This window comes from Ligilactobacillus sp. UO.C109 (genome assembly GCF_026847815.1).
Classification (GTDB): domain Bacteria; phylum Bacillota; class Bacilli; order Lactobacillales; family Lactobacillaceae; genus Ligilactobacillus; species Ligilactobacillus salivarius.
In genome coordinates, this window is sequence record NZ_JAPSFH010000012.1 from 1 (window position 1) to 20,544 (window position 20,544).

Consider the following 20,544-nt stretch of genomic DNA (forward strand, 5'->3'; position numbering starts at 1 on the left):
TGTTAATTTCTAACTATTAAAAGTGTGCATACTTGATGCATACTTTTTTGATATTTTGAGAAATATATAATTGTATTTAGATGTTTCAAATATCGCAAAAATATTGTTAAATTAGCATTTGTGGAATGTTGTGAAATATACTGAAATATCATACTATAAAACAGCTGCATTTGTTATTATAGTCTGAATCTTATCTTTTAAGAGGTACTCATTTAAGTAAGCACCCAAGATATCCCTTTGTTGATCAAGCGGAGGCATAGTTGGAAAGCTTTCTTCTGACTTTATAAATTCCAGATATTGTTCAATCATATTATTGTTATTTCCAATAATTTCTTTTCTTATATCCTTATATTTTTCATCATTCTTACTTAATCCCGTATATTTATCCCATTTTTCAAAATGTTCAAAATTACAATCCAATGTAACGTAACTATATTTTTTCTTTGCCCTGCCTAATTTGATATGATAAACATTATTGTCATTCAATTTATTTTTCCAAACTGACTTTTAATAGATAGAACATTGCTTAATTCAATACAATACATAATCTTTTCTTTATCTGGTAACCTTACATCATATGATTCTAAGCAATAATTAATATCGTCTATCTCTAGTTCAGACAATTTTATTTTAACATTCTTTCTTGTCTTAATTTTCATAACATCGCCATTAAATAGAGCTTTCTTATATAGCTTTATCTGTTCCTGAGGTATGGCATAAATTTGATCTAGTTCTCTTGTTAAAATTTGAAATGCAAACTCTGCTAACTCTTTAACAAAAGCAATATATATGTTTAAGTCTTCCTGCACTAATAAATAAAAATCTTCCTCATTTACACTGATACTGTCTAATTTCCAATCTACAAATTTAGCCCCTTTTACCTCTTTAAATCTATTCTTTCTAGCCATCCAGGAAATGTCTTTTTTATCCCAAAGCTTAGCTGCTATGCTCCTGTTTTCTTTTGTAGTAATTATATTCATTATTTCCACAACCTTTCTTTGCTGCTCAATCTAATTATATAATTATTTTTAATTTTATTCATTATTTATAGTAAAGATAGTACATTAATAAAAAATTACAAAGAATATGTTATAATTAATTAACTAATTTTTATTAAAGGGGTTGTCAAATCATGTTAGTTATGACCTTAATGTACAGTCTCTTAGCTATCATAATTTTTGTATGTAAGTCGATATTTTTAAGAAATAAAAAGCAAACATTAATATCATTAAGTATTTTATTACTAGAAATATTATTAATTTTTATTTTTGTTTATTTCTTACTCCCATCGAGAAACTTACTCTCATTGTTACTAGGAAATGCCATTTTCGGTGGAATTTTCTTAATTTTAAATCTATTTATTGGAAATTTTGATGATGATATTCGCCGAGGAAAATTATGGGTTAATAAATCTTTTTCAATTGGATTATCAGTAGTTATGGTTATACTTTTGATAGCAGTTGGCGGTGAATTACATTCAATACTATCAGTTAAGCCAACTTATAATTCAATTTCGGTAAAAAAAGTCAGTTCCAAACAAGCTCCAACATTTAAACGCGGTGAAACTCCTGTAGCCTTAGCACCTAAAACCGTTTTAAATCGAGTAAGAAAAGCTGTTTCTGATTTACCAAATAGTCAATACTACAAAATTGCCGGAACTGTGCAAGCACAATATATTCATGGTAAAGCAGTCTATATTGTACCCGTTGAATACCAAGGATTCTTTGCGATGATGAAGGCAAAAAATATTCCTGGCTATTTTATGATTGATGCAACGAGTCAAAATGCGACACCAAAATTTATCAAAAAACCGTACAAATATACTACAAGTGCCTATTTCAAAAGAGATGCCGAAAGACAACTATATCGAAATAATCCACAGTGGTTGAAATTAGGTGATGGCGGCGCACAGCTAGAAATTGACAATAATGGAAATCCTTATTGGGTAGAAACAGTATATAAATCTGAATTCCTAAGTCACAGAATTAACTACAAAAAACTAAGAGTCATTGTTATGAACTCTGTTACAGGAAAAACTAAAACATACAAATTATCTAATTTGCCAAAATTTGTTGATGAAGGTATCACTTCAGATGTTGCAGCAGAAATGAACAGTAATTATGGTAGTTACAAGCACGGATTTTGGAATCGTTTCTTAGGTAAAACAGATATGGAAGAACCAACTAATAATGGCCCAGAAGACGGCGTAACTTCAATATTCAACGAAAATGGAACCATTAGCTACTTCACAGACTTTACTAACCCTAATACTAAATCTGATTCTGCTTTAGGTTATTCCATGATTAATGCTCGTACAGGTGAATTAACTTATTACAAAGCTAATGGAATTATGGATAGTTCTGGTGCTAAGAGTAATGCTAACCAAAATTACAAAGCTCAACAATGGACGGCCAATATGCCTATCCTATATAACGTAGATGGACGACCAACATGGATCATGACTATTTTAGATAAAACACACGCAATCAGAGGATATTATTATCTCGATGCTGAAGATCAATCTATTTACGGAACAGGCACCTCCCCAATTAGTGCTCTAGATGATTTTAGACAAGCATTAGTAAACAGTGGAGCTAAAGCATCAAATACACCTAATAGTAACCTAAAGCAGATTACAGGAACAGTAGATAGAGTAGCAATAGTATCCAATAAAAACAAAGTAATGTTTACTCTCAAAGATAGTCAAGTTGTTTACACCATCGATACTAATGATTTTGCCAAAGCTAACTTGCTTAGAAGTGGTGACAATATTAGTTTTAAAGCCAACATTGTTAATGGACAAAGTATTGGAAACGTAACAAAATTTACCAACCATAACTTAAAGTAATTATAAATACTACATTTAGCCTCAATTCATTTTGGGGCTTTTTTGCACTTATAAGGATATTTATCTCTCCAGTTATAACTTTATAATTAGTTTGAGATGATTTCCATGAAACAAATTAAAGTTAGAAATATTGGTAACAGTGTTGGTATTATTCTCCCTAAAGAATTTTGGTTAGCAGAATTTTCCAATCTAAGCAAATGAAGTTAGAATTTTAGCAAGCCTGTCAATTTTGACAGATTTAAATATATCCAAAAAATAAGGTATGACCTACTTTTTAGAATCATACCTTACTTATTTATATCCTTATTTCAAAAACTTGCTATTAGCTGTTACACCAAATGCTTGTGCCAATTCTTTAAGTTCTTCATCTGTAATATCTTGTAAAATATTACCACCTTGTGCTTGAATAGTCGTAAAGATTAATGCAGCTTTTTCAACTGTTTCAATCAATCCAAATGTTTCATCAGGATCTGAACCAACAGCGAAAATACCATGGTGTGGCCACATAACTACTTTAAATTCGCTCATCTTAGCTGCAGTTGCTTCACCAATTTCATTTGTTCCTGGCGTCATATATGGAATAATACCTATGCCTTCAGGGAAAACTACTAATGATTCAGCTTGCATCTTCCATAAAATTCTTGAAAGACGTTTTTCATCTAAAGTTTGTGTAAATGACATCGCAATAAAATTAGTAGGATGGCAATGCATTACTACACGTTGGTTTTTATCTGTCTTTAGTCTCGCAATATGTGACATTAGATGCGTAGGGAATTCACTCGTTGGTTTAGCACCATCTTCATATCCCCAATGTAAATCAGCATGTTTACCATCTTCAGTAATTTTAACTAATCCTACATCTTCTGTTGGTCTTGAAATTACATTTCTAAAATATCTGCCAGTTCCTGTAACTAAGAAATATTGACCTGCGACAGCTTTAGCATCAAAACCTAAATCAAAAGTTCGTTTTACTTCTTTAACATCGTCAAAATCTTTCAATTCATCTTCAGTAATACGAATACTGATATTACCACCGTTACGTTCATCCCAACTATTATCGTATGATTGTTTAGTTACATTACAAATATCTCTCATAAATTTAGAATCAATAAATTTCATTACATACTCTCTTCTTTCCACTAAAATTAAGTCAGCCTATCCCGTACAAAATAATATTTTGTGACTGACTTAATCCTAATTTATTTTCTAGTTACGTTTAAATTGAACATCTTTTTCATAACGATGAATCTCATCCATCCAGTCTAAACCTACTGGAACATTATTACGTTGACAGAATTCATCCCAAACTGCACCAAATGGGAAGGACTTCAATTCTTCAGTAACTGCTAGACGTTTAGTAAAGTCGTATTCATTTTCAGCTTTTTTCAAGTCGTCAATTGGAGCTAACATTGCTTGTAATAATGCCTTCTGTGTAGAACGTGCACCAATTACCCACGCAGCAACACGATTAATTGTAGCGTCAAAGAAGTCTAGTCCAATATTTGTCTTAGATAGCAAATCATCGCGAACTAGTGAACGAGCAATCCTTACTAATGCATCATCAAAGATTACTACATGATCACTATCCCAACGTACTGGACGAGAAACATGTAACATTAAGCCTTTACCAAATGGCATAAATGCTGAGAATTTATCTGAAACATCTTCTGTTGGGTGCCAGTGACCTGCATCAATTGTCCATAATTTATCACGTGTAATAGCGTAGTTGTTATAGAATAAATGAGAACCTACAGTATATGATTCAATACCTGTACCAAACAATTTACCTTCAAAGGCTTCAATTGTATTCTTTTCATTATATTTTTCTTTGATAATTTCATCCAACGATTTAATCAAACGTTTGCGTGGAGAAAGTTTATCAATTGGATTATCTTTAAATCCATCTGGAATCCAGAAGTTATTAACTGATTGTTATCCTAATTCTTCTTCCTAAGTAAACATTTAATACATCTCCAGCTGTTATCATTTGTACTAGAATATTTCCAATTGCTGTAGCTTCACTAGGTCCCGCATACACATCTACATTTGCGATTGTACTTGTAAGTTGATTCATCAACGCTACGTTAGATCCGCCACCAACTATATTCAAAGTATCAATATGATAGCCCATAATGTCATCTAACTTACTAATCTCATTTGCGTAGAATAACGCTAAGTTTGAATAAATAGCCATCATAATTTCTCCAGGTGTTTCTGGAACTTTTTGTCCTGTTTCTCGACAATAAGCTTGGATTTCTTGGATCATATTTCCTGGATTTTGGAAGCGTTGATCGTTGACATTTATAAATTGCTCAAATGGTTCTACTTCACCTGCTAATTCTGCCAATTCACTAAAACTATATTGATCATTTAGTTCTTTCTTTACACATTGAGCCATCCAAAGACCCATAATATTCTTTAGGAATCTATATGTTCCATAAGCTCCCCATTCATTTGTGTAATTTTCTTTAAAGGCTTTTGCCCCATTTTCTGGAATATTTAATTCAGTTCCAATTAATGACCAAGTTCCTGAGCTTAAGTATGCCCAATGTTGTCCTTCACATGGTGTCCCAATAACCGCCGAAGCTGTATCATGAGTTGCTACTGTTACAACATTTACTTTTGGTAATTCATATTTGCTGTACCAATCTTCTTTTAAATTTCCTAAAACTGTTCCAGCATCTACTAATTTTGCAAATTGATCTGAGGATACATTGACTTTTTCTAATAGATTTTTATCAAATAATCCTTCTCTTAAACTCAACATTTGCGCAGTGGAAACGTTTACAATTTCAGTTACAGCTTTTCCTTTGAGAATGTATCCTATATAATCAGGAATCATCATAATTTTATCTGTTTTCTTCAATAACTCTTTATCTTCTTCAAATAATTGGTACAAAGTATTAAAGTTTAAGAACTGAATTCCTGTTTTCTTATAGATATATTCCTTAGAAACCTCAGTTGTTAATTCATTAATTGAATTACTTGTTCTTTTATCTCGATAACTAATTGGATCTTGTAATTTCTTTCCATCCTTACCAACTAGTACATAATCTACAGCCTAAGTATCAATTCCTAAGCTGACTTCTGTATATCCAGATTCTTTTATTTTTTCTAACCCTTTAAAAATTTCATCAATTAAATAATCAATATTCCATCTGTCGTAATTATTTTTAAATTCAAATCCGTTTTTGAAACGATGCATTTCTTGAAGCTTAAGCTTTCCGTCTTCTAATTGTCCTAGCATAAGACGTCCACTAGATGCACCAATATCTACTGCAACATATGCTTTCAATGAGTTCACCTTCTTCCAATTTATTTTTCACTATCTCCATAACGTTCTTTTGTAATTTCATCCAAAGATTTTCCTCTTGTCTTAGGTATCCACAATGTACCGATTACTAGAGAAACTACTAATAAACCAATCATGAAAGTTCCAGCTGCTTTGAAGCCCATGTTTTGTAAAATAAGTGGGAAGAAAATGGACCAGATACCTGCACTACCACAAACAACGAAGAATATAACACCTTGAGATCCTGCACGATACTTAGTTGGGAATAATTCTGTTGCCCATAATGCGTACCAAGCTTGCGCACCAATACCTGCAGAGATACCCCAGATCACAACGAATACGATTAAAGCTGTCCAACTCATACCAACATAAGTTAGAATTAACCATGAAATTACTGCCATTGCAGCACCTACAAAGTAAAATCCTCTATGGTTAACCTTATCCCCATACATAGCAAATCCAAAATATCCTGCTAAAGCTGTAAAGATCCAAAGAACTGCTTGTAGTAAGTTAGCTTGAAGATTTGATAAACCACCAACAGTTTCATAAACAAATGGCATGAAGAATCCCATTGCTCCAGCTACTAAGTTCCAGAACATATATACACCAATCAAGAATAATACCGATTTAACATTTACTGCGTTTGAGAATAAGTCTTTATATGGATGAGGCCTTTCGCCTGTTTCCTTTTCTTTTTGCTTTTGTTCTACCCATTCTTGAGATTCATCTAATCCTCTTTGCAATAACCAAGCTATAAATGCAATTAAAGTTAATAATGCAAATAAAATTCTATTTCCTAATAAACCTAGTGGAGCAAGTAACGTTCCGGCAACGAAGATAATAACTGGGCCCATTGACCATGAGAACTGAGAAATACCAATATTCTTAGCACGATTTCCTTCGTCTGATGTTTCTGAAATATATGTCCATGAAGCTGGAACCCCTGCACCAACTGCGATACCTGTGATTATAAAACCAGCTAAAAGCATTGGGAAATTCATTGAAAATACAACAATTAAAGTTCCTAGCATATATACCAACATGTCATATATGTAAATTACTTTTCTACCATACTTATCTGAAAGATGACCACCTATTAAAGCCCCTATTGCTGATCCAAAAGCATTAGCACTCAAAGCTCCTAAAAGTCCAACTTGAAAATTATCTAGTTTTAATGCAGAAGTCCATAAAGTTAAACCACTAGCACCAGCTACAATACAGCTTAAATCTAAAAAGTTAGTTAATGATACTGCCCAAGTAGCAAATTTTTTGTTACCAGCCATGTTTTTTCACTCCTAAATAATAAATTTAAGATAGCGCTCTCTTGTTTACATTTACAATATTAACCGTTTTTAAAACTAAATAAAATGTCATTAACACTCTAAAATGGTATCATTTTTTAATATTGAGTTTTACTTACTTTTTGTTGTTATTGATTAAATAAAGCTACTATATTAAAATAATCTTGGACCATAAGAAGTTATATTAGTGTCATTTTCTACTATTTTATATAATAAAATTTAACATATTTATATTTAGGGGTTGATTCTGTGATTGATAGAAAGATATTAAATTCATTATTCGAATATACAGAGATTGAAAAAGAACAAAAGGCTACTCATACTTTTATTGAAGATTTGCCTATTTCAGCCATCGATATTGATCAAAGCCATCATAATGCAGCTCCAACACTTAATCAAAGTTTGTTTAAGCATAATGCTGTATATATTAGTAAACATAATCGTTTTGCTGATTATCCACGACATACCCATGAATTTCTAGAAATTAACTATATGGTTACTGGATCCTGCAAGCAGATTGTTAATGGTGAGGTTGTTACTCTCAATGCCGGCGATATTCTTTTGATGGATATTGGTTGCCCTCATTCTGTTCATGAACTATCAGAAGATGACATTTTGATAAATCTACTCTTCAGAGATAAGGATATTTCTCTTGATTTTCTAGGTAGTATGCATAGTGAAAACAGTTCTGTTTTTGAATTCTTTTTAAATGTTTCTCTAAAAAACGAGAATAAGAGAAAATACTTTATTTTTCCACATAACAGAGACATTACTAAAACGATGGATCAAATTATTGATGAGTATTATTTACAAAGGCCTTACGCCTACCCTATTATCAACTCTTATCTTAAGATTCTTTTATCAAAAATCATGAGATACTATCCTTTACCAACAAACCAAATTAAGGATTATCGTCAAAAAATAATACTAAATATTATTGAAGATATTTCTAAAAATTATATTGATATCACCTTACCTGATCTTGCTAAAAAATATGGTTATAGCGAAAATTATTTAAGCTCTCTGATAAAAGAGGTCACAGGTAAAAATTTTGTTCAACTACGAACACAGCATCGCTTAAAAGAAGCAAGATATTTACTAAAATCAACTGATTTTCCAATTTCGGAAATCAGTCAATTAGTAGGGATCAATAATAAAAATTCCTTTTATAAGAAATTCAAAGAAGAGTATGGTTGCTTACCTTCTGAAATCAGAGATTCTTCTAAGAGAAAAAATGACCTTCAATCATCACTGAAAGGACTTATCTAATCATGTATATAGATTTTAGAAAACGTTTTATGTTTTTAGTTCTTTCATTACTTATTAATGCTACTGGTCATGCTTTGACTATCTCTACTAATCTTGGGAGTGCCGTTTGGACCGCATCAGCGGTTAATATCAATAATTGTTTTTCTATTAATAGTTTGAGTTTGGTAATTTTCTTAGAAGGTTTGGCTATTAACTGCCTAGTTTCTTTGATAGATAAAAAGCAAAAGATTTCTAAATTTTTATTAGATTTATTATTTATTACACCATTTAGCATTTTAGTTCAATATTTTACTAATTATTTAGAAGGATTAAATTTACAACACCAATTACTTTTAATTCGCATTGTTTTAGATATTCTAGGAATTGTATTTATATCATTAGGAACGTCATTATATCAGCGTGCTAACATAGTTTTGCATTCTAATGATGATTTCATGCAAACTATTAGATTTATGTTCTTGCATGGCGATGCTACTAAAGCACAGATAATACATTTCCTAGTTCCACTAAGTATTATTGTAATTACCACTGTTATTTCACATGCAATTTGGGCTGTAGGAATTGGAACTATTATCTCATTTTTCTTCCAGGGATCTATGATTAAGTGGTTTGACATACATGCATTTAAGCACCTTAAACATTATGATATCTAAAAAGCCTGATCTCGGTAAATTCCGAAATCAGGTTTATTTTTATGCTATATATAAAAAAGTTCAGATTATTAGGAATAATTCTTAATAGTCTGAACTTCATTTATTCTATTCACCTGGTTGATATTCTTTATCGATAATTAATACTGGCTTAATTGTCTTACCAGAAACAGAATCTTGATTTGCTTGATTGATATCTTCAAAATCATAGAATTTTTCAGTCTTGTCGAAATCAAACCATCCTAGTTTGTAGAATTCAATTAAACGAGGAATATCAATTTGAGGGATGGAGTCACCCATGTTTACACCAACAATCTTCTTGTCGTCTACACATAAATCATTCCAAGTAGAGATTTCAATTAAGTGTGGTGTTACCGCAATTGCTGCACATGTACCACCTTGTGCTAAAGCGTCAACTCCATTCTTAATAACTGCTGGCAAACCTGTTGTATCTATAGTCCAATCTACACCATATCCATTGGTTAATTCTTTAATCTTAGCAACTGCATCTTCTTCCTTGCTGTTAATAGTATGAGTTGCTCCTAACTCTTTAGCAAGTTCCAATCTTTCAGGTACAATATCCACTGCGATAACTTTGATACATCCAGAAATACGACCTGCCATCATAGCAGCTAAACCTACAGCACCTGTACCAAATACTGCAATTGTGTCACCTGGTTTTGGTTTCAAAGTATTTAATACTGTTCCAGAGCCTGTAACATAGCCACATCCTAATGGTCCAAGTTTACGTAAGTCTAGATTTTTATCAACCTTTACAGCGTTGCGTTGATCTACCACTGTAGTTGTTGTGAATGATGACTGATTAAACATATCAGAAATATGCTTACCATTTTCTTGAAAATGATCATCACCATCTGCACGAGTTCCCGACAAATTATATTTAGCATAACTTCTACATTGAGTTGGTACACCTTTCAAACAGTTATCACATGTTCCATCTGAGTAGAAGGAAAGAATTACATGGTCACCTGGTTTAAAGTTTTTAACTTCACTACCAACTTTTTCAACAATTCCTGAACCTTCATGACCTAGAATAACTGGATAACCTAGCGAGGCATCGCCCTTACGGATGGCTTCATCGGAATGACAGATACCTGATGCTACCATGTGAATTTGTAAGTCTGTTGGTCCTACTTCGTGAAGATCAATATTGTCTTTAATTTCAAATGGTGCTCCCACTTCTTCTACTACTGCTGCTTTTATTTTCATAATTAATTACCACCTTTGATATCGTTTACAATTATATTTTATTAATTTGTGAATTCTTTTTCAATATCAAAAATAGTTAATTTGAGTGTCATTTTTTAATGTTATCTTAGCTTAGTTACCTCATTAAAGTTTAAAATGACTTCATTATAATTTTTTGTTAATACATTTATGTATATAAATTTACAAAAAAATAAATTTCTTACATATACTTTATATATTTATCTATACAATGTTTAAGAACAGATATTATACCAATATTTTTGGTTATATATAATATATAACCTATGTTAAAAATAACAAATTAATAATGATAGAGTTTATCATGATATAATATTAGTAAAAATATTTAGGATGTGATTTTATGAAATTGATTAATGAATTTACCGTTACTTTTATGGCTTTTTTTGCAATTATGAATCCCATTGCTAATTTACCTGTCTTTATTAGTTTAACAAGTGGTCAAAATCTAAAAACAGTTAAGAATATAGCCTTCCATGCACTAACAATTGCCGTAATTATCGTTTCTATTTTTGCATTAGGCGGAAAAACTATACTTAATATTTTTGGAATTAATTTAGCCGCCTTACGAATTGTTGGTGGATTCTTAGTGGGGCTAATTGGCTATCACATGTTACAAGGTAATACTTCTTCTTTACAACACAATGTTTCATCAAAAGAACCAAAAATTGACAATAATATCAATATTGCAGTGTCACCATTAGCTATGCCTATTTTAGCCGGCCCTGGAACAATTGCAACAACTATGAATTTAGCAGTATCTATCAATCCTTTAATTGTTATAATTTCTTTTATAACATTATCAATAATCACTTATTTCTTATTTACTTACAGCGAGCTAGTTGTGGCTAAACTAGGACAAAATTTAATGAATGTTATTACTAGAATGATGGGTTTAATTTTAGCAACGATTGGCGTTCATATGGCTATTCTAGGATTACAATCAGCTTTTCCTATTCTTAAATAAAAGTTTTAGTTAGTTCAACTTTAAAATTTATAATATACTCCCTTAGAAAATAATTTCTATGAAGTGCCTTACAATTGTTAGACAAAGTTTAACGATTGTAAGGCACTTCACAGTCAGGATATTTTTCTTTCTCCTCAAAACATATCATTTGCTACTTACTAATAGTAAGGTATATAATAAAAGCGATTCCTTATTTATGGAGGTATTAAAATGGCATTAACAGACACATATAAATTAAATAACGGTGTAGAAATCCCTGTTGTCGGTTTCGGTACATGGCAAACTCCAGATGGTGACGTTGCTCGTGAATCCGTAAAAACAGCACTTGAAGTTGGTTATCGTCATATTGACACAGCTGCAGCTTATGGTAATGAAGTTAGTGTTGGTCAAGGCATCAAAGAAAGTGGTGTTAACCGTCATGATATTTTCTTGACAACTAAACTTTGGAACGATTCTCATGGTTATGAAGCTACTAAAAAAGCCATCGATTTAAGTTTACAAAAGCTAGATACTGATTATTTAGATCTATACTTAATTCATTGGCCAAACCCAGTAGCAGTACGCGAGCATTGGGCTGAATTAAATGCTGAAAGTTGGCAAGCTATGGAAGAAGCCGTTAAAGCTGGTAAAATTCGTGCAATTGGTATTTCTAATTTCCGCAAGCATCATTTAGATGAATTATTGAAGACTGCTAATATCGTTCCTGCAGTTAACCAAAACTACTTAAATCCTAGCGATCTTCAACCAGATGTACTAGCTGCTAATAAGGAACACGATATTTTAAATGAAGCTTATAGTCCTTTAGGTACTGGTGATTTGTTGCGTAATGAATTAGTTGCTGAAGTTGCTGAAGCTCACAATCATAGCGTACCTCAAGTTCTACTTCGCTGGTCGTTGCAACATGGTTTCCTTCCACTTCCAAAATCTGTTCATGCTGAATATATTAAATCTAATACTGACATTTTTGATTTTGAATTAACTGAGGATGAAATGAAGAAATTAGATGGATTACGTGGAGTTACTCATTTAGCAACTGATCCAGATACTGCTACATTCTAATAATTACTTTATGCCGATTAGTTTATAAAGTTCTAATCGGTATTTTTTTACAAAAAAAGTTTGAGAATCGCATATCTCAAACATTCGTTCATTTTATGGTAGTAACCTTATAAGTCCTGAAATTAAAACCCAAAGCTTAAATGAAGCTATTGATAAACTAGGAAATATGATTGATCTTATGCAACATAAATATATTGCTTGGGATCCTAACGATAACTGGGATAGTTACGATTTTGAACATGATGTTTCTGCACTAACTCTACTAGATGATAATTAATAGTTATTTTTTAAGAAGTACTACCAATAGTGCTTCTTTTATTTTTTATATACCCTCTTTAATTTTTCTTTTTCCATTGCTATTTTATTTTCGAAATTATTAGTAGCCCATTCCCAAATAATTTTATTTTCAGGGTGTGTAACTAAATCCTCATCACGTTTATCTTCTATCTGTTTTAAGACATGCTCTAAATTATCAAGCAATATATAGGTTTTCATTTCTCCTTATCCTTTCTTTTCCATGCTCTATACAAATCAACGAAACCTGCGTATGCTATGCATAGCAGAATACCGTAAATACACCACATATCATTTCCTCCATGTAAAAACATCCTTTAACCAACTCACCAATATGAAAATTATTACGTAAGCTATACACGCTACAATCACTGCTAAAACTGGTTCCATTAAACTTCCTACTTTGCTTTAATTTATTTAAACTTATCCCTGTTTAAAGGGACGAATATTTGCTAACATCTTCTTTAACTTTCTTATTTACCTTCTAAAAACTTATCTAAATCTTCAGCTCTGAACTGAACAACCCCACCAGCTGTTAGTTCGATATCCTGAAGATTTTTATTTCTTTTTCTCCACCTATAAAACGTTGTTGGAGATACACCACAGTGCTTAGCTGCTTCTGTTATGTTTAATAACTTATTTTTGTTGCTATCTTGATTTGTTCTTCTAACGACTCTTTCAGTAATCATTTCTAAATCTTCTTCTGAAAGTTTGATGTCATAAGTAGCTGTTACAATCATTTATGCCACCTACCCTAATAAGCCTTCATCTTTTCTAACGTTGATTCACTTGGTTCCCAATTAACTAATGCTTCTGCAATAGCTGTAAAATGTTTCTGTTTGATCAATGTTCTTGCAGGAACTCCCGTAGCTTTTAAAATTGCATTATTTAAATCCCATCTCAACAAAGCAACTTGGTTTTTGTTGTAAATTTGATGCTGACTAAGATATCGATCTAGCTTTTGACCAATTTTTCTAGATAACACTTGATAATCTTTAGAAGATATTGGTGTGTTATCTTGAACATCTTTTGTTTCTTGCTTAGCCATTGCTAACTTAACTTGATGCTCTTCTTGCTCTTCAATCCAACGTTTAGCACGCTGAACTGGATCAGTAATCATATATGAATCTTGCTTTTGGATGACGTATCTCATATTGAAATAGTTATCCACCAACTCGTCATAGATTTCCCAAGCCTTGTCATCTTCAAGAATTTTGAGCAACTTGGCATACCCACGTTCTGAGAGTAGGTAGATGTTGTTGGATGCGTTAATTTGATTTTGTGTAAATCCGCTATCCTTTAGAAAGATAGCGAAATTATTTTCTTTCAAATCAATAACATCAATTTCATCTTTAAATCTCTTTCTATTTCTGTTAATTAATTCATTAACTTTAAAAACTGGTCTATTATGAATTTCTGCAATGTCCTTCACTAACATAGCTTTCTTATCTTCACCAAAACCACCTTCAATTCCAGTGAATTCAAAGCTACCAATTTTTTCAGTTCCTAGAATTTTTAGCTCATTCATTGTGTTCATCTCTTTCTAAAAATAATTTAAAAACGTTATTTCTGCTTTAATTTTACGTTTTATACTACTTTGTGTAGTTAAAAGCTGTAAAAAAAATTTCTTCCTTGGGAACATGGAAAAAATCTTCTACTTTCTGCATCATAACTGGTCTAGGATTAACCTTACCTGTTTCCCACGCTGAAATTACTTTTTGTGTTGTTCCTAAAATTTCAGCTAAATCTTCTTGTGTTAAATCATGTTCAGCTCTCAAAACTTTCAATTTTGTAGCCATTTTTAATCATCTCTCTTTCTAAAGTAATCTAAACTAACATCTAATGCATCTGCTATTTTACACATATTCTTAAATGAAGGTTCAACACCATCTTTATAACTTTGCAAAGTTGTTTGTCTAATTCCTGTTAATTTACTTAATTTGTATCTAGTCATGTTTTTGGATTTAAGTAATTCTTCTAACTGATCCCACACACCTATCACCACCCTATATATAGTGTTATAAAGTTTGATCACTGCAATATATTGTAGTAAAATTAATCATGTAAATATAAAATTTGAAAGAAGGTTTTTATTTATATGGATAACAATGTCTTATATCCACAAGTAAATCAATCACTAATAACAGCTTCTAAACAACTAGCAACTATAACTAAGTCAATAAATAAAACTTATACTGACCCATTAAACAATTTAAATCGTTCGATTAAACAAATGTATGATTTTCGATTATTATATGAAATATCAAAAATACAATTAAATGTTAATGAAATACTAAATCTACCCTTTAAAAAATATACTAAATACTTACAAAAAAATTCTAAATTTCAAATCAATATACCCACAATCGACATATCTAACTTTTCAAATTACTATAAATCAGATTTTAGAATTCCAGTAATGTTAGAAGATATTATTAACAAATCCCTTCAAAATCCTGATAAAGTTAATGATCTTTTGTCAAAAAATATCGATAAAACTCTTTACAATAAGAATATAAATTCTTCTGATTTTATTAAAGAACCTAGAATTAAAAACACAGATAATACAAAAACCGTAATTAATTACAACATAGATACTGTAAACATTACCTACCAGGCTCCAACCTCCAAAGAGTCTAATAACAGGTTCGACGAATCCCCAGATAGTAATAGAGATAAAAGTCCAAGCAATAAACCTACTAATCCTCTTCAATTTTTCACCCTCTTATTTTTTTTATTTAATAATATCGCTCAACTTCCCGGTGCTGTAGAAGGTTCTAAAATGATTTTTAACGTATTGAAGAATATATCAGATTATTTACAATAACCTTATTTTTTCTTCAATTCATCTAGCTCTTTTTTTAGTTGTTCTTGTTCTTTTTTTAATTTCTTGATTTTAAAATCGTATACCCAATTAACAATATTCAAGACAACTGAAATAATTAGTAAAACAATTAATATTGTATCCATAATTCATACTATGTTATGATGAAGGTGCCACAAATCAAGGGGCAAGCCCCTTTCATTGTGGTTAAATCAGAACGTCAATGTTTCGGTTTATATTTCTGTTCTGATTTTATTTTTTTAGTTTCAAGCCTTAGCTTTTTAGTCTCAAGATACTTCTTATAAAAATCAAGAAGTTTATCTGTAATGTAGAAAGCTAAGGCTATTTTTATTGCTAAAGCTTCAATCATAACTTGCTCCTTTCTTTAGTATTCATAAGGTATCAATCAACCTTACATGTATATATTATACTATTTAAAGTTGTATTTTAAGTGATTTTTTATTTTTTGTTGTTTATTTAACTACATTTTGTTGTCAACTCTATTAAAAGTAGTATTTAAGCAAAAAAAGTTATAAAATATAACCATAAAACAATATATAGGATGGTGATATTTATGGCTGAAAAAAATGCGGGATTATTAAGTTTAAGAATTAAAGAATTAAGAAAAGAAAAAGGTATACGACAATCAGAATTAGCAAAACTTTTACATGTTTCTCAACAGGCGGTAGGATCTTGGGAAACTGGCAGAACCATACCAGGAGCCGATACATTAAATATATTAGCTGATTACTTCAACGTAACCACCGACTACTTGCTCGGACGTCCTGAGAAAAAAGATGATGATGCTAAAACAACTGATATTGAAGATTTAGATAAGATGATAGATAACGCTCGTTCTTTTGGTGGTAAGAAAATGACCGAAAATGATAGAGAAATTATTAAAGCTTATTTAAAAGGTTTTTACGATAATAAAAATCAAGGGAAGTAATTGTTATGTTGTTTAACCATAGAATAGATGCTTTTTTGAGAGAGAATGAGATTACAGTAGCTATTTTAGATGGGCTAGACAATGAGGGATTTTACATACCAGAAAAAAGGACTATCATTCTAAAATCTGAATTGAGCAAAAATGAACAAATTAAAGTCCTATTGCATGAGTTAGGACACATATTTAATGATGATAAAGTTATTGGTTCTTACAATGACTACCTTGTTCCACGTTCCAAAATGGAATCCAAAGCCAATGACTTTATGTTAAGAGAATTATTAGAAAATTACATATTAACAACAAATACTGATCCTACTGATATTAATTGCGTATCATTCCTAGAAAGCGAAAAATTACCAATGTCATTTGAAGATAGTGTACGACGGATTATTATGAGTGGATTGAGTTTTTAAAATTGTTGGTGTGGTTATTATTTAAAGGAGTGAACAGCTATGGATTGGAAAAAAATATTATTAGGTAAGTTCGATTATTCTAAAACAACAGAAAGTGGCAAATACGATTTGAGCATTAATATTCAAGGTGGTGTTTTCTCAGTAGCAATCATCATTACTTTGATCGTCTGGTTAATTAAGATTATCTAACTCACAATGTCATTTGAAGATAGTGTACGACGGATTATTATGGGTGGATTGAGTATTTAAAACACTTTCGACAGTGTTTTAGATTGAAATGACCAATACGTGATGTCTTTAAAAGCTCTAGTTATATGTATTTCAGGAGGAGAAAAATATGGATTTATTTGTATCAATCTTAACTTTGGTTGGGGTTGTTGCTTTGATAGTTGGGCTTATATGGTTGATTGTTAATCTTGTAAGAAAAAAGCCTTTAAGAGTTCCAGGTATCGTTTCTGCTGCAGGTGCTTTATTAGTTATCGTTGGTTCGCTTGCTATCACTGCAATAGAACAACAAGTTAACACAACTGAAGATACTACATATTCTGCAGAAAGTGCATCAAGTTCAGAAAGTGAATCATCCGAATCTAAAGTTTATGGTTTAAACGAACAATACAAAAATGATATGTATGGTTTGAAGATTACACAAGCTGACCAAAACTTTGATGATCATGGAATGAGCTTGGTTAATGGCGATATTCCAACTCTTAAAGTATCTCAACAAAATGGAATTCAAATTACTGTAGATTATGAAAATATAGACTCTTCAGAAGGTTTCTTACCATCAATTTGGAATTTTAAAGTTTACGATGATGACGGAAAAACTGGAGAAATTATAAATCAACAAGAGGGACAAGATGAAGTCTCAAAAGGCCATATTGGGACTACTCATTTTTGGGTTAATCTACAAAAACCATATGCAGATACTAAATATATTGAAATTGAGTATGGCGATATTCAATTCAAAATTAATTTGAATCATTAATTAATAACCCGCCAAAATTAACGGGTTTAAAAATACATAATATAGAACGTACATTCATATTGACCAATACACTGAAGTCACTAAAAGCTAATCCGAAAAATAAAATTCAGGGAGAGATTTTATATGAGAAAAATTATTAAGTATACTGCATTAATGACTCTAGGATTGACTATAGCTCCTGCTTATTCTTCTTTAAGCGAGAATTATACTATTTCAGCCAGTTCTATCAGCAAGAAAAAGTTGAAAAAAGTTAACAAAGAAATGAAAGCTTATTTACAAGAAGATCAAGGCTTTGCTGAAGGAACTTTAGATGAAAATGGAAACCCAACAGATAACGGTACTCCAAATCCAGAATTTGATTATGCTACATACGTAAAGAAAATAAAGATAAACGAAACTATGCAAGCAGATGTTTATTACAACTCTAAAATCACTGACCTTACCGTTGATGAATTAGATGAAGTAAGTTCAAAGGTACAAGGAATGATTACTGCTTGTTTAGTAGAAAACAAGCACATCTCTGATGAACAAGCTGTAGATGGAACATTCTTAACCTTTTATTACGGTAAAAATGCTATTGGTCATTCAAAACTAACTAATTATAAGGAATTTAAGTGGTATACCAAATAATTTAGGTTAACTGAATTAGGATATTCTTTAATACTTTTGACAGTGTTTTAGATTGAAATGACCAAATACTGATGTCTTTAAAAGCTGATTAAAAAGTAAAGGAGAGTTTATTTATGAAAGTAAATCTTTCTAACTCAAGCACTAATCAAGTTAAACAAGTCAAAGTAGGTTTTTCTTGGACTGTATTTTTCTTCGGTCTATTTCCGCCTTTATTTAGAGGTGACTGGAAATGGTTTGGTATACTCTTGATCATTAATTTAGTAATAGGTATTCCGACTTGTGGTATTGGTGCAGGTATCGTTAATTTTGTTTTTGCATTCATTTATAATAAATTATATATAAACGACTTACTAGCTAGTGGATATGTTGCTTCTGACGATACTTCAAGAAAAATTTTAACAAGTAAAGGATTTATAAAATAATATTATTAAACCCATCATTTTTTTGGTGGGTTTATTTTGAAAGGACGTGATTTGATGGAAAAGAAAATTATGTTAACCAATTCTGAATTAATTAATCATATGGAAAGTAAAAATATTACTTTTGATAAAATGTCTAAGTTAGATGCTCTGCACCTTTTAAATACCAAAAATTATTATTTTAAAGTTGCTTCCTATAGGGTTAATTTTTCTAAAGATGGTAATGGCAAGTATAACAATTTGGATTTTGCATATTTATCAGATTTAGCAGTAATTGATATGCACCTTAGAAATTATTTACTATCTCTATGTTTAGACATAGAACATGGTATAAAATTAAGATTAATTAATTATATTTCTAATGATATAGATGAAGATGGATATAGTATTGTTAACGACTTCAAAGAAAAATATCCTTCACAATTTAATCAAACATTGTTGTATCTAAAGAAGAATAAATATCTTAATGATATGTATGAGAAATATAAAGAAAACACACCTATCTGGGTATTCTTGGAAACAACAACTTTTGGTAATCTTTCAATGTTTGTTGAATTCTACAATAAAAGGAAAAAGATAAAAAGTATTAATCAAATTTCTCATCATTTAAAGTATTGTAAAAATATAAGAAATGCTTGTGCTCATAATACTCCCTTATTAGTAAATCTTTTTTCAGATAAAGAATTTTTAAGTCGTCCAAGTGCAGCAGTTATGTCTATTGCAGCGACAATGAATATACCTAATAATCAAGTACATGACTTGAAAATTAATGACTTAATATCGACTTTTTATTTACATAAAAAAATTCAAAGTAAAAAAATGGGAGAACATAAATTTGAAGAAGGAAATGCTTTAATTAATAGATTTAATTTAAACAGCGAATGGTACTCAGATAATCCAAAATTAACCACATTTTTATCAATACTACAAAAACTAGTTGACTACTTAAATGAATAGTAGTAACCTTTTAATTAAGGAAATAACGGTAAGACCGTTAGCTAATAGAGATTAACATCAATATTGGTTATCAAGTGAAGGGACGACTAGAAATAGTTGTCCCTTTTCGTATATATGAATGAATATATTTATCCCCGTCAAAAAACGACGGGTTTAACTAGAAACTAAAAAGAACATACATTCATATTGACCAATACACTGAAGTCATTAAAAGCTGTGTGTTGCTAACATCTTCTTTTTACTTTCAATTTAATTTTGGAGGTAAACGGGTGATTAAACTCTAACTAGAAGCTTTTCTTGGCAGTGTGACGTCTCTCACTTCGCTACTAAATTTCGCTCCTCATCACAACTTGTCCTTAAGTAGATAAGCATTTGACTCATCTACAGACTTGTTGCTTGAACGTACATATCCAACAGTACGCATCGATAGCCTCCTGCG

At 31.0% G+C, this 20,544-nt stretch carries 25 protein-coding genes and 2 pseudogenes; 13 read left to right on the plus strand and 14 right to left on the minus strand.

Going from position 1 to position 20,544, the window contains the following annotated elements; translation table 11 throughout:
- Positions 1-153: 153 nt before the first annotated feature.
- A complete protein-coding gene (locus tag OZJ21_RS03465) occupies positions 154-486 on the minus strand; it encodes a hypothetical protein (RefSeq protein ID WP_268857441.1) in 333 nt (110 codons plus the stop codon).
- Positions 483-980 carry a hypothetical protein gene (locus tag OZJ21_RS03470; protein WP_268857442.1) on the minus strand — a complete coding sequence of 166 codons (498 nt, stop codon included), beginning with the start codon at positions 978-980 and terminating at the stop codon, positions 483-485. The genes OZJ21_RS03465 and OZJ21_RS03470 overlap by 4 nt, the downstream gene beginning before the upstream one ends.
- Positions 981-1,132: 152 nt before the next feature.
- Here OZJ21_RS03470 and OZJ21_RS03475 point away from each other — a divergent pair, with 152 nt between their 5' ends.
- A complete protein-coding gene (locus OZJ21_RS03475) occupies positions 1,133-2,848 on the plus strand; it encodes a hypothetical protein (protein ID WP_268857443.1) in 1,716 nt (571 codons plus the stop codon).
- A gap of 303 nt (positions 2,849-3,151) precedes the next feature.
- Here OZJ21_RS03475 and rhaD read toward each other — a convergent pair whose 3' ends face one another.
- The 4 genes and pseudogenes from rhaD to OZJ21_RS03495 form a co-directional block, all read right to left on the minus strand.
- On the minus strand, positions 3,152-3,967 hold the full coding sequence (rhaD, locus tag OZJ21_RS03480) for a rhamnulose-1-phosphate aldolase (protein WP_268857444.1): 816 nt from the start codon (positions 3,965-3,967) through the stop codon (positions 3,152-3,154).
- Between the two features lie 87 nt (positions 3,968-4,054).
- Positions 4,055-4,780, minus strand: a pseudogene (locus tag OZJ21_RS03485) (L-rhamnose isomerase); the annotation flags it as partial.
- Between the two features lie 7 nt (positions 4,781-4,787).
- A pseudogene (gene rhaB / locus OZJ21_RS03490) lies at positions 4,788-6,143 on the minus strand (rhamnulokinase); the annotation flags it as partial.
- Between the two features lie 20 nt (positions 6,144-6,163).
- Positions 6,164-7,423, minus strand: a complete 1,260-nt coding sequence (locus OZJ21_RS03495; RefSeq protein WP_268857445.1) for an MFS transporter — start codon at positions 7,421-7,423, stop codon at positions 6,164-6,166.
- Between the two features lie 267 nt (positions 7,424-7,690).
- Between OZJ21_RS03495 and OZJ21_RS03500 the strand changes: the two genes are divergently transcribed.
- Together OZJ21_RS03500 and OZJ21_RS03505 are read left to right on the plus strand one after the other, a co-directional pair.
- On the plus strand, positions 7,691-8,710 hold the full coding sequence (locus OZJ21_RS03500) for an AraC family transcriptional regulator (protein ID WP_268857446.1): 1,020 nt from the start codon (positions 7,691-7,693) through the stop codon (positions 8,708-8,710).
- 2 nt (positions 8,711-8,712) lie between these two features.
- Positions 8,713-9,363 carry a hypothetical protein gene (locus OZJ21_RS03505; RefSeq protein ID WP_268857447.1) on the plus strand — a complete coding sequence of 217 codons (651 nt, stop codon included), beginning with the start codon at positions 8,713-8,715 and terminating at the stop codon, positions 9,361-9,363.
- A gap of 105 nt (positions 9,364-9,468) precedes the next feature.
- Here the strand turns inward: OZJ21_RS03505 and OZJ21_RS03510 are convergent, their stop codons facing one another.
- Complete coding sequence (locus OZJ21_RS03510) at positions 9,469-10,590, minus strand: NAD(P)-dependent alcohol dehydrogenase (RefSeq protein ID WP_095758342.1); 1,122 nt, start codon at positions 10,588-10,590, stop codon at positions 9,469-9,471.
- Between the two features lie 361 nt (positions 10,591-10,951).
- On the opposite strand from OZJ21_RS03510, the gene OZJ21_RS03515 reads away from it, so the two are divergent.
- Both OZJ21_RS03515 and OZJ21_RS03520 read left to right on the plus strand, forming a co-directional pair.
- The gene (locus OZJ21_RS03515; protein WP_268857448.1) at positions 10,952-11,575 is read left to right on the plus strand and encodes a MarC family protein; all 624 of its coding nucleotides are present in this window, start codon (positions 10,952-10,954) and stop codon (positions 11,573-11,575) included.
- 210 nt (positions 11,576-11,785) lie between these two features.
- Positions 11,786-12,634 (plus strand): aldo/keto reductase, encoded by an 849-nt coding sequence (locus OZJ21_RS03520; RefSeq protein ID WP_328284332.1) that lies wholly within the window; start codon positions 11,786-11,788, stop codon positions 12,632-12,634.
- Between the two features lie 315 nt (positions 12,635-12,949).
- Here OZJ21_RS03520 and OZJ21_RS03525 read toward each other — a convergent pair whose 3' ends face one another.
- The 5 genes from OZJ21_RS03525 to OZJ21_RS03545 all read right to left on the minus strand — a co-directional run bounded on the left by OZJ21_RS03525 (position 12,950) and on the right by OZJ21_RS03545 (position 14,921).
- Complete coding sequence (locus OZJ21_RS03525) at positions 12,950-13,129, minus strand: hypothetical protein (RefSeq protein ID WP_268857449.1); 180 nt, start codon at positions 13,127-13,129, stop codon at positions 12,950-12,952.
- Between the two features lie 272 nt (positions 13,130-13,401).
- Complete coding sequence (locus OZJ21_RS03530; RefSeq protein ID WP_268857450.1) at positions 13,402-13,668, minus strand: helix-turn-helix domain-containing protein; 267 nt, start codon at positions 13,666-13,668, stop codon at positions 13,402-13,404.
- Between the two features lie 14 nt (positions 13,669-13,682).
- Entirely contained in the window at positions 13,683-14,456 is a 774-nt protein-coding gene (locus OZJ21_RS03535) for an ORF6N domain-containing protein (RefSeq protein ID WP_268857451.1), read from the minus strand.
- 64 nt (positions 14,457-14,520) lie between these two features.
- Positions 14,521-14,727, minus strand: coding sequence for a helix-turn-helix transcriptional regulator (locus OZJ21_RS03540; protein ID WP_268857452.1), 207 nt, complete (start codon positions 14,725-14,727; stop codon positions 14,521-14,523).
- Positions 14,728-14,729: 2 nt separating this feature from the next.
- The gene (locus tag OZJ21_RS03545) at positions 14,730-14,921 is read right to left on the minus strand and encodes a helix-turn-helix domain-containing protein (protein WP_118272607.1); all 192 of its coding nucleotides are present in this window, start codon (positions 14,919-14,921) and stop codon (positions 14,730-14,732) included.
- Between the two features lie 105 nt (positions 14,922-15,026).
- On the opposite strand from OZJ21_RS03545, the gene OZJ21_RS03550 reads away from it, so the two are divergent.
- Complete coding sequence (locus OZJ21_RS03550; protein ID WP_268857453.1) at positions 15,027-15,755, plus strand: hypothetical protein; 729 nt, start codon at positions 15,027-15,029, stop codon at positions 15,753-15,755.
- A 2-nt stretch (positions 15,756-15,757) separates the two neighbouring features.
- Here OZJ21_RS03550 and OZJ21_RS03555 read toward each other — a convergent pair whose 3' ends face one another.
- A complete protein-coding gene (locus OZJ21_RS03555; protein WP_268857454.1) occupies positions 15,758-15,898 on the minus strand; it encodes a hypothetical protein in 141 nt (46 codons plus the stop codon).
- Positions 15,899-15,972: 74 nt separating this feature from the next.
- A complete protein-coding gene (locus tag OZJ21_RS03560; RefSeq protein ID WP_268857455.1) occupies positions 15,973-16,122 on the minus strand; it encodes a hypothetical protein in 150 nt (49 codons plus the stop codon).
- Positions 16,123-16,326: 204 nt separating this feature from the next.
- Between OZJ21_RS03560 and OZJ21_RS03565 the strand changes: the two genes are divergently transcribed.
- From OZJ21_RS03565 to OZJ21_RS03595, 7 genes are all read left to right on the plus strand, one after another.
- Positions 16,327-16,701 (plus strand): helix-turn-helix domain-containing protein, encoded by a 375-nt coding sequence (locus OZJ21_RS03565; protein ID WP_268857456.1) that lies wholly within the window; start codon positions 16,327-16,329, stop codon positions 16,699-16,701.
- 5 nt (positions 16,702-16,706) lie between these two features.
- Positions 16,707-17,114, plus strand: a complete 408-nt coding sequence (locus tag OZJ21_RS03570) for a DUF6782 family putative metallopeptidase (RefSeq protein ID WP_268857457.1) — start codon at positions 16,707-16,709, stop codon at positions 17,112-17,114.
- A 39-nt stretch (positions 17,115-17,153) separates the two neighbouring features.
- Positions 17,154-17,303 (plus strand): hypothetical protein, encoded by a 150-nt coding sequence (locus OZJ21_RS03575; protein WP_268857458.1) that lies wholly within the window; start codon positions 17,154-17,156, stop codon positions 17,301-17,303.
- Between the two features lie 148 nt (positions 17,304-17,451).
- Entirely contained in the window at positions 17,452-18,099 is a 648-nt protein-coding gene (locus OZJ21_RS03580; RefSeq protein WP_268857459.1) for a hypothetical protein, read from the plus strand.
- A 123-nt stretch (positions 18,100-18,222) separates the two neighbouring features.
- Positions 18,223-18,729, plus strand: a complete 507-nt coding sequence (locus OZJ21_RS03585) for a hypothetical protein (RefSeq protein WP_268857460.1) — start codon at positions 18,223-18,225, stop codon at positions 18,727-18,729.
- Between the two features lie 113 nt (positions 18,730-18,842).
- On the plus strand, positions 18,843-19,151 hold the full coding sequence (locus OZJ21_RS03590; RefSeq protein ID WP_268857461.1) for a DUF2628 domain-containing protein: 309 nt from the start codon (positions 18,843-18,845) through the stop codon (positions 19,149-19,151).
- Between the two features lie 54 nt (positions 19,152-19,205).
- Positions 19,206-20,105, plus strand: a complete 900-nt coding sequence (locus OZJ21_RS03595) for an Abi family protein (protein ID WP_195219382.1) — start codon at positions 19,206-19,208, stop codon at positions 20,103-20,105.
- Positions 20,106-20,544: the final 439 nt, after the last annotated feature.

Bases quoted from the DNA above. Each gene is read 5' to 3' on its own strand.
- OZJ21_RS03470 (WP_268857442.1), bottom strand. From the start codon at position 980: ATGAATATAATTACTACAAAAGAAAACAGGAGCATAGCAGCTAAGCTT.
- OZJ21_RS03475 (WP_268857443.1), top strand. From the start codon at position 1,133: ATGTTAGTTATGACCTTAATGTACAGTCTCTTAGCTATCATAATTTTT.
- rhaD (WP_268857444.1), bottom strand. From the start codon at position 3,967: ATGAAATTTATTGATTCTAAATTTATGAGAGATATTTGTAATGTAACT.
- OZJ21_RS03495 (WP_268857445.1), bottom strand. From the start codon at position 7,423: ATGGCTGGTAACAAAAAATTTGCTACTTGGGCAGTATCATTAACTAAC.
- OZJ21_RS03505 (WP_268857447.1), top strand. From the start codon at position 8,713: ATGTATATAGATTTTAGAAAACGTTTTATGTTTTTAGTTCTTTCATTA.
- OZJ21_RS03510 (WP_095758342.1), bottom strand. From the start codon at position 10,590: ATGAAAATAAAAGCAGCAGTAGTAGAAGAAGTGGGAGCACCATTTGAA.
- OZJ21_RS03515 (WP_268857448.1), top strand. From the start codon at position 10,952: ATGAAATTGATTAATGAATTTACCGTTACTTTTATGGCTTTTTTTGCA.
- OZJ21_RS03520 (WP_328284332.1), top strand. From the start codon at position 11,786: ATGGCATTAACAGACACATATAAATTAAATAACGGTGTAGAAATCCCT.
- OZJ21_RS03525 (WP_268857449.1), bottom strand. From the start codon at position 13,129: ATGAAAACCTATATATTGCTTGATAATTTAGAGCATGTCTTAAAACAG.
- OZJ21_RS03530 (WP_268857450.1), bottom strand. From the start codon at position 13,668: ATGATTGTAACAGCTACTTATGACATCAAACTTTCAGAAGAAGATTTA.
- OZJ21_RS03535 (WP_268857451.1), bottom strand. From the start codon at position 14,456: ATGAATGAGCTAAAAATTCTAGGAACTGAAAAAATTGGTAGCTTTGAA.
- OZJ21_RS03540 (WP_268857452.1), bottom strand. From the start codon at position 14,727: ATGGCTACAAAATTGAAAGTTTTGAGAGCTGAACATGATTTAACACAA.
- OZJ21_RS03550 (WP_268857453.1), top strand. From the start codon at position 15,027: ATGGATAACAATGTCTTATATCCACAAGTAAATCAATCACTAATAACA.
- OZJ21_RS03555 (WP_268857454.1), bottom strand. From the start codon at position 15,898: ATGGATACAATATTAATTGTTTTACTAATTATTTCAGTTGTCTTGAAT.
- OZJ21_RS03560 (WP_268857455.1), bottom strand. From the start codon at position 16,122: ATGATTGAAGCTTTAGCAATAAAAATAGCCTTAGCTTTCTACATTACA.
- OZJ21_RS03565 (WP_268857456.1), top strand. From the start codon at position 16,327: ATGGCTGAAAAAAATGCGGGATTATTAAGTTTAAGAATTAAAGAATTA.
- OZJ21_RS03570 (WP_268857457.1), top strand. From the start codon at position 16,707: ATGTTGTTTAACCATAGAATAGATGCTTTTTTGAGAGAGAATGAGATT.
- OZJ21_RS03575 (WP_268857458.1), top strand. From the start codon at position 17,154: ATGGATTGGAAAAAAATATTATTAGGTAAGTTCGATTATTCTAAAACA.
- OZJ21_RS03580 (WP_268857459.1), top strand. From the start codon at position 17,452: ATGGATTTATTTGTATCAATCTTAACTTTGGTTGGGGTTGTTGCTTTG.
- OZJ21_RS03585 (WP_268857460.1), top strand. From the start codon at position 18,223: ATGAGAAAAATTATTAAGTATACTGCATTAATGACTCTAGGATTGACT.
- OZJ21_RS03590 (WP_268857461.1), top strand. From the start codon at position 18,843: ATGAAAGTAAATCTTTCTAACTCAAGCACTAATCAAGTTAAACAAGTC.
- OZJ21_RS03595 (WP_195219382.1), top strand. From the start codon at position 19,206: ATGGAAAAGAAAATTATGTTAACCAATTCTGAATTAATTAATCATATG.